At 69.4% G+C, this 15,593-nt stretch carries 10 protein-coding genes and 3 pseudogenes; 3 read left to right on the top strand and 10 right to left on the bottom strand.

Annotated elements, in window-relative coordinates; genetic code table 11:
• Positions 1 to 22 precede the first annotated feature (22 nt).
• The 7 genes and pseudogenes from K4G64_RS08660 to K4G64_RS08630 all read right to left on the bottom strand — a co-directional run bounded on the left by K4G64_RS08660 (position 23) and on the right by K4G64_RS08630 (position 7,106).
• Positions 23 to 553, bottom strand: coding sequence for a transposase (locus K4G64_RS08660; protein WP_260460192.1), 531 nt, complete (start codon positions 551 to 553; stop codon positions 23 to 25).
• On the bottom strand, positions 550 to 1,089 hold the full coding sequence (locus K4G64_RS08655; RefSeq protein WP_221755438.1) for a winged helix-turn-helix domain-containing protein: 540 nt from the start codon (positions 1,087 to 1,089) through the stop codon (positions 550 to 552). Before K4G64_RS08655 ends, K4G64_RS08660 begins: the two co-directional genes overlap by 4 nt.
• A 331-nt stretch (positions 1,090 to 1,420) precedes the next feature.
• Positions 1,421 to 1,978 (bottom strand): annotated as a pseudogene (locus K4G64_RS08650) (transposase); the annotation flags it as partial.
• A pseudogene (locus tag K4G64_RS08645) lies at positions 1,977 to 2,249 on the bottom strand (IS5/IS1182 family transposase); the annotation flags it as partial. The pseudogenes K4G64_RS08650 and K4G64_RS08645, both read right to left, overlap by 2 nt.
• A gap of 24 nt (positions 2,250 to 2,273) precedes the next feature.
• A complete protein-coding gene (locus K4G64_RS08640; protein WP_221755437.1) occupies positions 2,274 to 3,218 on the bottom strand; it encodes a hypothetical protein in 945 nt (314 codons plus the stop codon).
• A gap of 336 nt (positions 3,219 to 3,554) precedes the next feature.
• The gene (locus K4G64_RS08635) at positions 3,555 to 3,845 is read right to left on the bottom strand and encodes a hypothetical protein (RefSeq protein ID WP_221755436.1); all 291 of its coding nucleotides are present in this window, start codon (positions 3,843 to 3,845) and stop codon (positions 3,555 to 3,557) included.
• A 453-nt stretch (positions 3,846 to 4,298) separates the two neighbouring features.
• On the bottom strand, positions 4,299 to 7,106 hold the full coding sequence (locus K4G64_RS08630) for an AAA family ATPase (protein WP_308122287.1): 2,808 nt from the start codon (positions 7,104 to 7,106) through the stop codon (positions 4,299 to 4,301).
• A 116-nt stretch (positions 7,107 to 7,222) separates the two neighbouring features.
• On the opposite strand from K4G64_RS08630, the pseudogene K4G64_RS40990 reads away from it, so the two are divergent.
• Positions 7,223 to 8,293, top strand: a pseudogene (locus K4G64_RS40990) (transposase); the annotation flags it as partial.
• Between the two features lie 78 nt (positions 8,294 to 8,371).
• Here K4G64_RS40990 and K4G64_RS08620 read toward each other — a convergent pair.
• The 3 genes from K4G64_RS08620 to K4G64_RS08610 all read right to left on the bottom strand — a co-directional run bounded on the left by K4G64_RS08620 (position 8,372) and on the right by K4G64_RS08610 (position 12,959).
• On the bottom strand, positions 8,372 to 11,416 hold the full coding sequence (locus K4G64_RS08620) for an NACHT domain-containing protein (protein WP_221755434.1): 3,045 nt from the start codon (positions 11,414 to 11,416) through the stop codon (positions 8,372 to 8,374).
• A 559-nt stretch (positions 11,417 to 11,975) separates the two neighbouring features.
• Complete coding sequence (locus K4G64_RS08615; protein ID WP_308122286.1) at positions 11,976 to 12,344, bottom strand: hypothetical protein; 369 nt, start codon at positions 12,342 to 12,344, stop codon at positions 11,976 to 11,978.
• Between the two features lie 177 nt (positions 12,345 to 12,521).
• The gene (locus tag K4G64_RS08610) at positions 12,522 to 12,959 is read right to left on the bottom strand and encodes a MarR family winged helix-turn-helix transcriptional regulator (protein WP_260460190.1); all 438 of its coding nucleotides are present in this window, start codon (positions 12,957 to 12,959) and stop codon (positions 12,522 to 12,524) included.
• 115 nt (positions 12,960 to 13,074) lie between these two features.
• Between K4G64_RS08610 and K4G64_RS08605 the strand changes: the two genes are divergently transcribed.
• Together K4G64_RS08605 and K4G64_RS08600 are read left to right on the top strand one after the other, a co-directional pair.
• Positions 13,075 to 14,583: an MFS transporter gene (locus tag K4G64_RS08605; RefSeq protein WP_221755432.1), complete on the top strand. Its 1,509-nt coding sequence runs from the start codon at positions 13,075 to 13,077 to the stop codon at positions 14,581 to 14,583.
• Between the two features lie 201 nt (positions 14,584 to 14,784).
• Entirely contained in the window at positions 14,785 to 15,576 is a 792-nt protein-coding gene (locus K4G64_RS08600; protein ID WP_221755431.1) for a maleylpyruvate isomerase family mycothiol-dependent enzyme, read from the top strand.
• Positions 15,577 to 15,593: the final 17 nt, after the last annotated feature.

Below are 15,593 nucleotides of genomic sequence, written 5' to 3'. Positions count from 1 at the left end.
AGTCAGGCCCAGGCCTGGAGAGTCAAGTGCCCAGGGCCAAGCCGGTGCCGGCAGGACAGCCGTCGATCACGTCCGGCCGGTACCGGAGCTGCTTGAGCCGACGCTTGACCGCGCGGGCTACTTGGCTGAGGCTGGCGGCGGCGGCGAGGTTGCCGATGTCGCGCTTGACCAGGGACCACACGCCCTCGGTTGGGTTGAGGTCGGGCGCGTAGGTGGGTAGCTGAACGACCGTGAGCCATTCGGCGTTCGCGTCGATGAACTCGCGCAGCGGCTTCGTCAGGTGTAGTCGGACGTTGTCCCAGACCAGCACGATCGGCCCGCCCAGCTGGATGCGGGCCCGGACGATCAGGTCACGGAAGTCGCGCCAGCCGAAGCCCTTCGGCTGGTCCTTGCGCCCGGTGTACTCCCGGACCGCATAGAACAGCCGGGTCCGCTCACCAGGCTTGTAGCAGGTCATGCCCGCCATCGACACTCGCCCGGAACCGCGGCCACGCAGCCGCACGACCGGCGCGCAGCCCCGGCGGCCCCAGGTTCTGGCACGCGGCGGAGTCATCGACTGCCCGGCCTCGTCTTCAAAGACGATCCAGGCCCCGCGCTCCGCCGCGATGCTTTTACCCGCGGCCAGGTCTCCTTCTTCCAGACTTCGACCGAGGTGTCGTCACGCTCGATGGCTCTCCGGGCAGGCTGTTGCCACGACCAGCCATGCCGCTTGAGCAGCAGCCATGTGCCCTCGACCGTGTACGAGACGTGGAACAGGCGACCAATCAGCGTCTTGATCCGAGCCAGGGTCCAACGCTGGTCCGCCCAGCCGTGGACGAGCGGTCCTCGCTCTAACTCCCTTTCCAGTCTGGCGATCTGTGTCTCACTGAGCCTCGGTCGGCCCGGGGATCCCTTCGACAGGACGCCGGCCTGGCCACGCTCGCGCCACTGGCGACGCCATCGCTCCACCGACCACTCGCTAACCCGCAGCGTGGCAGCGATCTCCCGGTTCTTCTGCCCGCCCTCGAAGCGTTCCACGGCCTGCAACCGAACCCGCTCGCGCGCGGCCCTCTCGGCGTCGGTCAGCCCGCCGCCCTGCGCGTAACTCACAGACCTGGACTACCGGAACGGTCCTACAACCGTCAGGCGAACGGCTCCGACATCACCCAATCAAGTTCAGTAGCGATTCAGAGCCCGAGACGGAGCCGGTGGGTCCGTTGGGCACGATGGCCCTGTTCTCACCCGCGGGCCGGGGTGGGCCGGTCTAACCTCGATCTTGCATGAGGGCCCGTCAGCTTGCTGACAGACTCTTTCTGCTCGTTCGGGGCGGAGATTTCTGCCTGTGGGCAGGCTGATGGCCCGGCTGTCGTGCCGGGTGGGCGCCGGGTTCCACGGCTCCGGTGGGGTGGTGCTGTTCGTAGGGACGGGAAGGTGCTGGTCCGCCGGGGTTCGGGAGAGCGTGGAGCCGGTCCAGGGCATCGGTGATCACGTCGGTCCAGGGCCAGTGCGCCGCGAGGCGGAGGTAGCCGCGGCGGCCGGTAGTGATGAGCTGGGCGGCGGTGGAGAACAGCCGAAGCCGCAGTCGGCGGGGTTCCCAGAGTCGGGCTTTGCCGGTCAGCGCGAGCAGGGGCATCCAGGCAAGCAGGTCGAGCGCCATCTGGATGATCTCCAGCCAGATCTGGTTCTGTGCAGTGTCGTGGAGGGGGAGGTTGCGCAAGCCGGTGGCGCGGGCAGCACGGATGCGGTCCTCGGCCCGGGCCCGCTGCCGGTGGCGCAGTTCTAGGGCGGCGATCGCCTCGCCCGCTGTGTTGGTGGCGAAGCAGGTCAGCCGCATGCCGTCGGCGTCGGTGAAGCGCAACTGCGCGCCAGGGTGCGGTCGTTCCCTTCGCACGATCAGCCGTTGCCCCTTCGGCCAGCCCGTCAGGCAGTCGCCGGCGAGTTCGGCGACCCAGGCGCCGTCGCGAATGTCGCCGTCGGGTTCGACGGCTGGCGTCCACGCAGGCCAGGTGAACCGTGGTGGTCAGCCCGCCGCGGCACCGGCCCAGCACCTGGTCAGTCGGCTCTCCCAGTTCGTCCCCGCCGGTACCCCACTTCTGCGGGCGCCGGCAGCGTGCTGGTGAGCACGGTGACCGTGGAATCGACCGACCCGGTCCACTCCACCGCTCCGATCGATTCGTCGTGGATCTGGACCTCCCCGAGTAGACGGGCCCCGATCCGTCCGCCTCCCAGCGGGCGAACCGTTCATAGATCGTCTGCCACGGACCGAAGCGCGCGAACCGGCGGCTCGAGCCCTGTCAGTCCTGTCCGTACCCCGGGCTGTCCGGGGCAGGGGGGAAAGCCAGACCCGTCGGTGTGCTGGGGCCCGTGAAGCCCAGTGTCATCTGTTCTCCTCCTGTCTCGCGGACGCGCACCACGCGGTTGTTGAACCCGTCGGCCACGTACAGGTGGCCGTTGCCGTCGAGGGCGAGTCCGAGCGGGGAGTTCAGACCGGTGACGGCAACGGTGCTCTGCCGGCCGCTTGTGGTGGCGACCTTCACCACGCGGTTGTTGCCACTGTCGGCGACGTACAGGTCGCCGCCGGTGCCGAGTGCCAGCCCGGTCGGCTGGGAGAGGCCCGTCGTGGGCACGGTCTGCTGGCCGCCGCCATCCACCGCGACCTGGACGACCCGGTCGTTGACGAAGTCGGAGACGTACAGATGCCCGTCGGGTGCCCAGGCCAGCCCCCAGGGGTGCAGCAGTCCCTGCGTGGCCAGCACCGACCGGCCCCCGCCGTCGGCGGCCACCCTCACGATCCGGTCGTTGAAGCTGTCGGCGATGTACAGGTTCCCGGCCGGGTCGAGTGCGAGCCCCAGCGGGCGCGACAGATCGCCCGCCGGTACGACCGACTGCTCCCCGCCGTCCGGAGGCAGGACGACGACCCGGTTGTTGCCGGTGTCGGAGACGTAGAGCCGGCCGGCGGCGTCGAAGGCCATGCCGGTCGGACGCACCAGGCCGTCGAGGGGGACGGTGACCTGATCACCGCTGTACGCGGACAGGGTCAGCACCCGGTTACCGCCGTAGTCGGACACGTACGGGGCCGGGCCGACGGGCGTGCGGGCGTCACCGGCCCGGACGGTCTCCGTCGCCCCGGCGGGCAGCGCGCAGAGCAGGACCAGTCCCAGCGCGGCGGCCAGCCTCCGGGACCACCTCCGGGCCGGCCCGCGGCCGCTCGTCGCCGATCCGGCCGTCATCCGTTCCATGACTCACCCGCCTGTGTGCTCCAACGATCGGCCCCGTGCCGTACCCCTCACCGACCCTAGGAAGCGCCGCGCGCCGGTGCGGGAGCCACGCCACCAGGCCGTTCACCCGCCACTCCAATGCCCCCCGGAGCACATCGATCGGGGCAGGCTCTTCGAGGCCGTCATCGAAGCCGAGGAAGGGGTCGATCGACGGTGCGTGCACCGTGCGGAACAGCGAGTGCGGTGCACCGAGTGCACGCGAGAGTGCCGGGCATCGACGGGTGGTGCGCCCCGGGTGCCGTGCCGGACACATTCGCGCGGCCGCCGCCGGACCGGGTCGGCCTGCGCACCGGGGCCTCAGGAGTCACAGCTGCCCGGGTAGTAGCTGTAGCCGTCGAGGTAGAGAAGATCGACGCTGAGCGCGTCCTCGTAGCCCACCGCCCAGGTCGACTGGTACGGATCCGCCCCCTCCATGTAGAAGGTCATGACGTCTCCCTCGGTGACCACATACCCGTAGTAGCTGTAGCGCTCGTTCTCTGCCGCGAACGCACCCTCCTCGGTGAAGGCGTACGTCCAGTGGCCGTCCGGCTGGTCGTTCGCGCCGCCGCACCAGACGCCGACCACATTGTCGGGAACAGACCATTTCACCGGCTCTTCGTAGGGTTCGGGGTCGGGGTCAGGCGTCGTCGAAGCGGGTTCGGGTGTTGTCGGGTCGGGCTCCGGAGTCGTCGGCTCAGGATCCGGAGTCGTCGGATCGGGTTCGGGTGTTGTCGGGTCGGGCTCCGGAGTCGTCTCGTCCGGTGTGTAGATCACCGGGTCCGGGTCAGGCGGTTCCGAAGGCTCGGAGCAGCCGCTCGCCGTTACGAGAACGAGGCCCAGTATCAGGGCGCAGCAGAACCTGTAGGCCCTGGACGGCGCTGAAGGCACCATTTTCCCCCTTTGCAGGTCGGAGCACGTGTCCGACGTGGAGTCCATCCGCTCCGCACGCTAGGCAGGCGCGGCTCCGCCCGCCTCGGTGATTCCCCGGGGTCGTCCCCTGGGTTTCCGGGGGCGGGCCCGGGGTTGGGAGGAACAGGGGGCGGCCGGCCGGTGACCCACCCGTCAGCCTTCCTCGTCCAGCTTGGCGATCAGCCCCATCCGCGAGCTGATACCGAGCTTCGTGTAGGCGTTGCCGAGGTGGTACTCGATCGTCTTGACGCTGAGGACCAGTTCCCGTGCGATCTCCCGGTTCGACATGCCCCGCCTGGCCAGCCTGGCCACGGTCAGCTCCTGCGCGGTGAGCTCCGCATGCCGGACACCGCCGGGACGTGCTGTCACGCGGCCACAGGCGGCAAGTTCGCGGGTGCACCGCTCCAGATACGGCGTGGCCCGCAGACGCAGGAGCTTCTGATGAGCGGCCTCCAGTTCGGCCACCGCTTTCCTGCGCCGGCCCGTGCGGCGCAGGAACGTGCCGTAGGAGAGGTGCAGCAGTGCTTCTTCCCAGCACGGTGTCCCCTGCCCGCAGAGCCGCAACCCTTGCCGGAACGCCCGGTCCGCGGCCTCCCGATGGCCGTACGACTCTTCCAACAGGCCCCGGCACCGCGCTGCGGTGGCCTGTTCCAGCCATCGGCCTCGCGCGGTCGCGCCGTTCTCGTACGGGATGAGCACGTCCAGGGCTTCCTCCGTGCGCCCGAGGCGTGTCAGGGCTTCCGACAGTAGCGGACGCCAGGGGACGATGCCGACCTCCTCCAGGCCGCTGCGGTGGGCGATCTTCTCACTCAGGAAGGGACTCAGCTCGGCCACAGTGCGCTCGTCGTCGCCTCGTGCGGTGTGCACCAGCGCGAGCGCTGTCGCCGCGAACGCACCGTCGTTGACGTCGGCCAGGGTCCGGGCGTGCTGCGTCGCGGCTCTGGCGTGTGCCTCGGCGGCCTCGTAGTCGCCCCTGCCGGCCAGGGGGAACGCGGTGAAGGCATGGACGACCGCCAGGATGGATATCTGGTCGGTGTCCTCGGCCAGGGACACGGCCTGAGTGCCGTTCGCGACGGCTTCGTCCCACAGCCCGGACCGGTATTCGGTGTCGGTGAGGAAGCCCAGCGCCACGAGAGCCGCGTAGGGCAGCCCGCCACGGCGGTGCGCGGCGAACGCCTCCCGCAGATCCCGGCGTGCTTCCGGCAGTTGTCCGTTCCACAGCTGCAGCATGCCCCGCGCGAGCAGACCGTCCTGTTGTCCGGGGGTCTGGCGGGGCCCCGAACGGGGAAGGTGGGCAAGGGACCCGATGCCTTCCTCGTACCGGCCGGAGAGCGCCAATCCGATGGCGAGGGAGTCCTGCAGGAAGGACGACCGGCTGCCCCGCGGGAGTTCCAGCCCGAGCCGCGCCCACTTCACGATGTTCGGTGCGTCCCCCTGGATGAGGCACAGCCAGGCCATCTGCTCGGCGGCCTTGCGCAGGGTTTCGGCTCCGGTGGCCGCGTCGCAGCTCTCCCAGCACGCTGCGAGCCTTCGGCGTGCTTCCTCCAGGCGCCCCGTGGTGAGGGCGAGATGCCCGAGCACGTACTGCTGCTCGACATCGGGTGCCATGTCGCGGACCGTCTGCTCGAGTTCGGCGGCTTGACTGACATCCCCGGCGAGCAGACGGTACTCGACCGCCTGGATCAGCCATCGCTCACGGAGGTCGCCCTGGGGTGAGACCCTGGCGGCGGCGATCGCCGCCGCTGCGGCCGCCGCCCAGGCACCCTTCTCGGCCTCCTCCGTGGCGAGGCGGATGAGTTCGTCCGTGAGCTCCCCGTCCGGTGCGACGGCGGCGTGCACCCGGTGCTGCAGTGCGGCGTACCTGTCCTCGGAGCAGGCGGCCGCCCGGTGGTGCAGGCGGGAGCGTTCGGCTGGCCCCAGCCCCCGGTAGACGGCCGCCCGCAGCAGCGGATGAGGGAAGGCGACCCTGAGCACCGCGTCGGCGGGAGCCTCCTCCAAGAGGTCGTACGTCATTGCCTCCGTCAGCGCGCCCATCGGGTCCGGCACCGCTCCCACCTGTGCCGCCTGGTGCAGGGCGCAGGACAGGCCGAGGACGCTGGCGGCCTCGACCAGGTGGCGTGCGGCGGCACCGCAGTGGGCGAGCCGTGCGGAGACGAGCCGCTCATACCGGCGGGGAGCAGGCAGGACGGTGTGACCACCGAGAACGTCCGCGGGGACCTGCTGCAGCAGTGCCTTGGTGTGTAGCGGGTTTCCGTGCGTGTGCTCGCGCAGCCGGGCGATCGCCCAGCGAGGCAGGGCGGACGCTCCGGTGGCCGCGTGGAGCGCGACGATGTCCTGTAGGGCAAGGCCCTTCAGCGTCAGCTTCAGCGTGGTGTCGTCGTGGAGGATGCGGTGCAGTCCGTGGGGCATCCTGGGGTCATGGGCGTCCCGTGTCAGCAGCACCGCCAGCAGCCGGTCCCTGCGCAGCCGCCGCAACGCGAAGGTGAGAGCGTGCAGTGAGGGGGTGTCGGCCCAGTGGACGTCGTCGATCAGTACCACCACCGGGGCACGGCTCTGGGCCTGGCCCAGGGCCTCCAGGAGCAGGGCACCGACGGCGATCGGGTCCGCCGTAGCGGCGCGCGTGCCGAGGGACGGCTCACTCAGACCTTCCGGCACGTCGGGCAGTTGCGGTACGAGCTGTGCGACGAGACCGTAGGCGAGCTCCGTCTCCAGCTCCTCACCGCTGGCCCTGACCACGCAGCACTCCGCGGCGGCATCGGACAGGAAACGGCGGGCCAGTGAGGTCTTGCCGATGCCGGCGGGGCCGTCGACGAGCACGACCTGGGGCGCGCCGCGGGCCGCCGCCTCCAGTCGGCCCGTCATCCTGCTCAGTTCCTCCTGCCTGCCCAGGAACAGAGAATCTGGTGTCTGCCGCGGCAACTCGGCCCCTCCCCACTTGCAACCCGACCCCGCGTACGCCACCACGTGCGAACCTCGGTGGAAGGTTCTTCCCCGCCGGCGTCTTCACCCGACCGGGTGACTCCAGCGCGCGGAGCGGGACCGGGAGGCGGGAAGGGGAGTCAGCGCGTAACGGACCAGGCCGCAGTTCCTGGACCGCACCGCTGGACGCCCTGCGTCTGCTGCCGGGGAACGACGCCGCCACGGTCACCGTCCGGCAGATGCGCGAGCTGACCGAGCGGCTGATCAAGGCCGGACAGTGGACGGACGGCGAACCGCACATCCTCATCGTGGTGGATGCGGGTGATCAAGGCCGGAGAGTGGACGGACGGCGAACCGCACATCCTCATCGTGGTGGATGCGGGATACGACCTGCCCCGGCTGGCCCACCTGCTGGCAGATCTGCCGGTGCAGGTGCTGGGCAGGATGCGCTCGGACCGTGTCCTGCGCCGGGCGGCACCGCACCGCGAACCTGGCACCCGCGACCGCCCACCGCGCCACGGCGGCGACTTCGTCTTCGGCGACCCGGCCACCTGGAACGGTCCTGATGCGGCGACCATGACCGAGACCCGTCTGTATGGCACGGCCACCGTCCGGGCCTGGGACCGACTCCACCCCAGGCTGACCCACCGCTCTGCATGGGTCTTCCAGCTCGGCCCTCTGCCCGTCATCGAGGGCACCGTGATCCGTCTGCAGGTCGAGTACCTGCCCGGCGGCGCGACCCCGAAGCCGGTGTGGCTGTGGTGGTCGGGCACCGATGCCACCGCCTCCAGGTCGCCCTGCTCTGGCAGGTCTTCGTGCGGCGCTTCGACATCGAGCACACCTTCCCGCTGCTCAAGCAGACGCTGGGCTGGACCTGCCCGAAGCTCCGCACTCTTGAAGCGGCTGACCGGTGGACCTGGCTGATCCTCGCCGTCTACACCCAGCCGCGGCTGGCCCGGCCGCTGGCCGCCGACCTGCGCCGGCCGTGAAACCGAGCCCGCCGGACAGACTCACCCCTGCTCGCGTTCGCCGCGACTTTCGGCACCTCCGCCCGCAGACCGCCTGCCCCGCCAGAGCACCGAAACCCTCCCGCCCCGGCCCGGACGACCACCCGGACGAAAGCACACCGGCCCGCCTCGCGCCACGACGTGCACACAGTCCGCAACCCAGGCACTACGAAACAGCGAACGAAGAAGTCAACAACCCCACGACCACGCCGCACAGGTTAGGGATCAAGCTGGCCGCCCTCGCCGCTTCGACGCCGCGTCGTCGCCCTTCCGGACGCGCCCTGTCAGGGCCTTGATGGATCATCGCCAGGATTCGGCGGTCCAGAAGCGGGCGGTGCCCTCAGCCGTTGCGGCCAGTGTGCTTCCGTCCTCACTGAGTGCGAGGTGGTTTACGTCCGCGACGTGGCCGGTGAGATCCGCTACTTTCCTTCCCCGGCCAGTCCCCGGGACCAGGCCTGTGTCCCACACCCGTACCTCGTTGTTCCGGCTGGCTGCGAGACGGGTACCGTCGCCACTGAGTGTGATCCGGAAGTAGTCCTGCAGATCGATGTGGGACCGCCCCGATGCGTCGATGGTCGGGACGTCGTCCGCGTCGACGGCACCTGCGAGGTCCCACCGTCTGACGAGGACAGCGCGTGATGCCAGGCCGCCCGGGCTGCATACGGTCAGCCGAGTGCCGTCCTCGTTCAGCGCGATGTGCCGTTCGAACTGCTCGTCGGGCAGCCACGCCAGGGCGACGGGAGCGTCTTTGACGACGTCCCAGACCAGCAGGCAGCGTCTACCCTCAAGGGCCAGGCGCGTGCCGTCGCCGCTGAGGGTGACGGATTGCTCGATGTCGTACTCACAGCGGTGACTTCTGTCTTGGTAGTCGTGAAGGTGAACAGGCTTCGGGTGTCCGAGATGCTCGCCGGTGTCGGCGTCCCATGCGTGAATCGTGCCCTCTTGGTAGGCCACGATTCGGCCGGCGGCTGTCTGCGTGAGGCTCGAGGGTCCTTCCGCCGACGGCAGCCGTGGGTGGTGCCGCGCTCCCGTCCGCACCCCCGTCTCAGTCTTCCAGCGGGTCACTTCCCCGCTCGCGAGGGTGATCGCGGTCGAGCCGTCCGGGCTGAGCACCATGCCGTCGATGTCACCGGTGATCGAAGTCGCCTGCGAGGTGTCGCTGGGCAGTGCCTTGCTCAGTATCAGGCACAGCGCCACGATGACCACGGCGACCGTCACGGTCAGCCGACGCCGCCGCCGGGTGACGACGCTCGGATCGGGCGGCTCACGATCCTCGGCGAGCGACCGGCTCGCCAACCGCTCCTGCAGACGGACATGCCTGAACTGATAGGTCCCACCGGACTGGCGCAGCAGCTGCCGTAGCCTCGCGTCGGCGAGAAATCCCATCAGACGCCACGGAAGCCGGCGCTGCGCTGCGAGAACCAGACGCGTCAGAAGGAACCGCGGCCAGGCCCTCGTCAGCAGGACCAGAAGCGCGAGGACAGTTCCGGCTCCGCACAGACACATCGTCACGAGCAGGCCGCCCAGGTCGTCGAACGCCAGGCCGGCGACGGCCTCCTCGATGATCGGCTCGTGGGACCAACCGGTGGCGACCGCCACGATGACGAGGTCCGCCGACACCACGATCGCCAGCAGGGGGACCGCCGAGAGGGACAGCGTCGTTCCGGCACACAGCGCCGCGGTCAGGGACGACTTGCGGTCCTGGACGAGGAAGTCCAGTGGGTCGGCCCGGCTCGAGCGTTCGGGGGGCGCGTCGAGCCAGTTATGCACGGCCAGCGCCAGACCGATCGACGAGGCGACCGCCAGCAGCGTGCTGATCCCGCTGAAATAGTTCCGTACCGCGTCGGCGGACCACCCGGTGTCGATCGAGATGGTCACGGCGCCCGCGGCCATCAGGGGCAGGGCGGGAATCGCGGTCAGCGCGAGTCCAGTGGCGTAACCGCGGCGCAGTCGGCCCAAGGATCCGCGTACCGCGAACGACAGCCGACCGGGGGGCCGTTCGGGGGCTGCGAACCAGGTGAACATGGCCAGGACGGCGAACCCGCCTCCGGTACCGGCACCGGTGGCGAGGACGTCTTCGGCCGTGGTCGTCGGCATGAGGGCGGCCATGGCGCTGGCCCCGAGCAACACGATCATTCCCAGCCCGATACCGATGGCGGGTCCGGCCCAAAGGGACAGCAGGCGGCCGCTCATCAGCCACCAGGTGAGGTCGCGTTCGCGGTACTGGTGCAGGTACCTGGCCAGGTACGTGAGCCAGCGCTCTGCCTCATCGGCCTGAACTCGCCAGTCCGGCCCGGCACTGGACAGCTCGCCCGGTGCCTGCCGGGGCGCGTAGGCCGCGACGATCACGCGGTCGACGAGGTGGTCCTCCACCTCGTGTCTACTGCCGTGGTCCAGCAGACCGGCCGGCGCCTCGGGGCAGTGCTGGTAGACGGTCCGGGCCAGGGACAGCATCAGCGGGGTCGACAGCGCTGTGGACACAGCGCTGTCGGGCTCCGTCTCCAGTCGCTCGTAGACCTCGCTCCAGTCGGTGGCCTCCGGCCAGTCGACGGCACTCAGGTAGGCGCGAGCGTCCGACGCGGGAACCGGCCGGACCTCCACCACCGGCGCCCGACGCAGGACCGGCGCACCGCCCGCGATCACGTCCTCGTACTCTGTCGATCGACAGGTCACCACGACCCCCCGCCCGTCACCACACGCGAGATTGATGCCGCGGACGGCGCTGCGTCGTGCCGACTCGGGCATCTCGTCCAAGCCGTCCAGCACCGGCAGCAGCAGGCGTCGGTCGAGCAGACGGCGTGGGACCTCGGGACGACCGTTGTAGTAGGCCGTGGCGAGCGACTGCACGATCCAGTCGTCCAACGACTCGCTCACCGGGTCCCAGCTCGAGACCGACAACAGAACGGGTACCGCGACGCCGCTCTCACGGTTTCCCAGAAGGCCCAGCACAAGCATGATGGCCAGCACGGTCTTGCCCGCTCCGGGCTCGCCGAGTACCACAAGACGTCCGCTGGGGATCTGCCGGTATCCGTCACCCAGTCGACGAATCGCCTCGTCGAAGCTGCCGTGGAGGCGGCCTTCGAGGGCCTGGGTCCGGATCCGGGTGCCGCTGGAACCCGCGATGGAGTTCGGGGTGTCCGCGACGGACCGCTCGGTGGCAGACCACACCAGTGGGATCACCGACGGGTCACGCAGTCTGCGGGCCCCCACCTCGTCGTCCCATTGGCCCCGGAGCGTCTCGGCGAGGATGTCTGCCAGTTCTCTCTCGCTCGTCGGAGGGGGTGGCTGCAAGAACGGGGCCAACGCGAGCGCCAGCCCCGCGACGGACACAGCCAGTCCGGCCACGCCTGTAATCTGACCTGCGGTATCGCTGCTGGAAACACCTATCCAGGCGAAGACCCCCAGGGACATCACACCGAGCAGAACGAGAAGTAGCTTGCCGGCGCGCTGTCGCTGCTCGTGTTCCGGAAGACGCATCACCCAGCGGATTCTGACGGCTTCGCAAGCCGACATGTGCCGTCATGGCAATTTGGGCCATATGAACACCGCCTTTTCCTGAATTGCCGCATTCGAGGCAGGGAAATGGTCGAGCTTCGACATCGGCGAATGAGCTCCCCGTCCTGCTGCAGTGGAACGACGAAGGCAACCGGCAGGCGATCCCGGACCTGTTCGACACCTTCGCCCCGTGCCACCCCGCCGTCGCAAGGTGAGCTCCGGACAGGTGAAGGCCGTTTGGACGGCTATCGGAGCCCCACCGCCCAGGATCAGCTTCCGCGCCTTGCCGATCCCCGCGGTGATGAGTCCCTCACTGTGCCGGCTGTCGCCGCGGTGTGTCCGGCCGCGACGGCTGCCCATCCCGGGACGGACAGTTCCTGCACCCAGAACAGCCCGTTCCGCGAGGGGATCAGGGGCACTTTTTCCCGAACTTGACCGCACCGAACTCGACGGGCAGCCTCTTCCTGTTCGTACTGGCATTCGGAGCCTGGTTGCAGACCTGCCAGTTGGACTCGACGAGGATGAAGCGGGCGTCGCCGGACGCGTCGGTGACGGTGATCGATGTGCTGGAGTCGAGCGTGTGGCGAGCGGCCTTCACACTCTTGCCCGCAAAGTTCGGCATCGTCCCACCCACGGCGCTGGGCTCCGCTTGGTCCTCGGCAGGGCAGCCCTCCTTAAGCTTCACCGCCCCGAAGTCGAGCTCCGTGTCCGTGGAGACCTTCGCGTCGGCGGCCGGCTCCTGGGAGCAGACCTTCCAGTCACGGTCCAGGATCTGCATACGGGCACGGCCGAGAGCGTCGTGCGAGGTGAGCCTGTGAAAGCCCTGCTCCTGGCCTGTCGTGGGGCTAGTGAACAAGCATGTTCGTCGTGGACGCCGTACGGCCGCTCACGGCAACCATGCGCAGCGCTGATGGGCACGGCCCGACACGCCGCAGCCGGGACCGGTGGCGCGCGGTCAGACGCGGGTGGGCTGCGGGGTGAAAGCGCGCTCCAGGAGGGCATAGAGGGTGGCCTGCTCCTCGGCGCTGAGGTTGTCCAGGCCGGCGCGCGTGGTGTGCATCTTGCCGCGGATCAGGTCGATGGTGCGTTCGCCCTCGCCGGTGAGGACGACGTTCTTGACGCGACGGTCGGTGAGGCTGGGCTCACGGCGCACCAGACCGCGCTTCTCCAGCCGGTCGACGATCCCGGTCATGTTGGACGCGTCGCAGCTCAGGATGGAAGCCAGGACGCGCATCGCGGCGGGACCGCGGCGCAGGACGTTGAGCGTCTTGCCCTGGCTGGCCGTGAGGTTCTCGCTCGCCGCGGCCACCGTGAAATCGCCGTAGTAGGCACCGAGCGACACCGAGAGCAGCTCCATGAGCTGCGCCGTGTCGACACCGCGGGTTCCTGTCATGTGAGTCACCCTAAGCCAGGAAGCTTGACCATCTCAAATATCGCGGGATACGGTCTGGCCCATTGCTTGAAGTTGTCAAGCATCGAGGTTCTCAAACAGTTAGGCCAGAGCTTCCGTGTCCCACGCAACGCACGCAGCGTCGACGAGGCCCTCCGGGCACACCGGGATCGTCCTGGTCCTCGGGCTCGCCGCGATGGTCGTCTCGATGATGCAGACCCTGGTGGTCCCGATCCTGGGCATCATCCAGAGCGACCTGAAGGCCACCACGGCGAACGTGAGCTGGGTGACCACGGCCACCCTGCTGTCGGCCGCCGTGTTCACCCCGCTGCTCGGCCGCTTCGGCGACCAGCACGGCAAGAAGCCCACGCTCGTCGGCGTGCTGATCGTGATGATCGCCGGGTCAGTGCTCGCCGCCACCACGACCTCGCTGACGTGGCTGATCGTCGGGCGGGTGATGCAGGGTGCGGCGACCGCGATCTTCCCGCTCGCCCTCTCCGTGCTGCGTGAGGAGATCCGGCCGGAGAAACTGCACGGAGCGATGGCGCTGGTCAGCGGAACCCTCGCGTTCGGCAGTGGATTCGCCCTGGTCGGTGCGGGCCTCCTCACCCGGGGCTCCGACCCCGACTACCACCGGGTCTTCTGGCTGGCCGCCGTACTCGCCGTGGTGGCCCTGGCAGGCGTACTGATCACGGTGCCCGCCTCCCGGACGAAAGCCGGCGGACGCACGGACTGGCTGGGCGCGCTGACCCTGGGAATGCTGCTGGTGCTTCTGCTGCTGCCAATCTCGCAGGGGCACGAGTGGGGCTGGACGTCCGGCCGTACGCTCGGCGCCTTCGCCGGTGCGGTCGTCATGACGGGTGTGTGGGTCCTCACCGAAAGCCGGGTCAAGGACCCGATGGTGGACATGAAGATGTTCGTCCACCGGCCCGTTCTGTTCACCAACCTGGCGGGCCTGCTGCTGGGCTTCGCGATGTTCACGCACTTCATCGGCGTCTCGTACCTCGTGCAGATGCCCGAAGACCTCGTCGGCTACGGCTTCGGCGCGTCCGTCCTCGCCGCCTCCGTCGTCTACCTGCTGCCGACCACGCTCGTTTCCCTCGTCGGCGCCCAGTTCGGCGGCGTACTGGTGGGCAGGCTCGGCGCACGCTTCACGCTGGCCGCCGGGGCCTGCTTCGGGTTGCTCGGCTTCACCTGGCTGACCACCGCACACGACACCACTGCCTCGGTCATCGGCGCGGGCGTGATCATCGGTCTGGCGATCAGCTTCGGCTACGCCTCCATGCCCGCGCTCATCGTCGCCGGCGTCCCGGCCCACCAGACCGGCATCGCCAACGGCATCAACTCGATCTCCCGCTCCGTCGGCAGCGCTGTCGCGAGCGCGGTGATCACATCGCTCCTGGCGTCGAAGTCCGTCCCGCTGCCGGCCGGCATGCCCGCCCTTCCCCAGGAAAGCCAGTTCACGCTGAGCTTCGCCCTCGCCGGAGCCGCGTTCATCCTGGTCACCGCTGTCGCTCTCATCGGGCTCAGGACGCCATCCACGCCTCGCACTCCCGTGATGCGCAAGCTCGCCACATCCGAGACGGCGGAGCTCGCGGGGGCCAAGTCCCGGGCCAAGTCAGCGTGAACGGCAGGCTGCTCGAGCCCTGACCGGGCGAGGTGGTTGATACCTGCCGGATCCGAACCCCTCTCCCGCAGGACGGGCTACGAGGCCCGGAGAAGACCAGCTCCCCCGGTCGCGCAGCACCGGCAGAACGCAACTCCCCCCGTATGACGGCGGTCCGACCCGCCGTCACCTCCATCCCTCACCCCTGGAAAGGCACCCACGATGAAGCCCCTGGACCGCCCGGCACACGGAGCCGCAACGGTCGACCACCGCGCCGCGATCGCGGTGGAGACCACCCGATTCGTCGCGGCGCTCGAGGACGCCGACCTGACGACCCCGGTTCCGAGCTGCCCCGACTGGACACTGGCCGACCTGGTAAGGCACACCGGCAGCGTCCAGCGCTGGTTCTCGAGCCTCCTGCACGCACGCGTTCAGGAACCCCCGCGCAAGCGGGAGGTGGACCTGCGGCTCCCGGACCGGCAGGAGGAGTATGCCGAATGGCTGGCTGAGAGCGCGACCGTGGCCGCCCAGGCCTTCGCCGCCACCGACCCGGAACTCCCCATGTGGGCATGGGGCGTCGACCAGCACGCCCGTTTCTGGGTGCGCCGGATGCTCTTCGAGACGCTGTTGCACCGGGTCGACGCCGACCTGGCACTCGGTCGCCGGCCCACGATCGACCGCCCTCTGGCGGTCGACGGTATCGACGAGTTCCTCGTCAACCTCCCCTTCGCCACCTTCTTCGCACCCGACGTCGCCAACCTGCGCGCTCCCGACAAGGCCATCCGCTTCCAGGCGAACGACGGTGACGGCGACTGGTCCGTCCGCCTGAGGCCCGACGGCTTCGGACTCGAGGCGAGCCCCGCCTCGACCGACACCGCCGACGCAACCATCCACGGAACCGCAGCCGATCTGCTGCTCCTCCTCTACGGCCGCCTGCACCACGACGCGACGGCCTTCACACACGACGGAGACAAGGACCTGCTGACGCACTGGTTCATCAACTCCGCCTTCTAGGGTCCGCCTTCAAAGAT

Origin of the sequence: Streptomyces sp. WAC04114 (genome assembly GCF_019733245.1) — a bacterium.
Taxonomy (GTDB): Bacteria; Actinomycetota; Actinomycetes; order Streptomycetales; family Streptomycetaceae; genus Streptomyces; species Streptomyces massasporeus_A.
The sequence above is the reverse complement of the archived record's forward strand: the minus strand, read 5'-3'. Positions and strand labels throughout refer to the sequence as shown.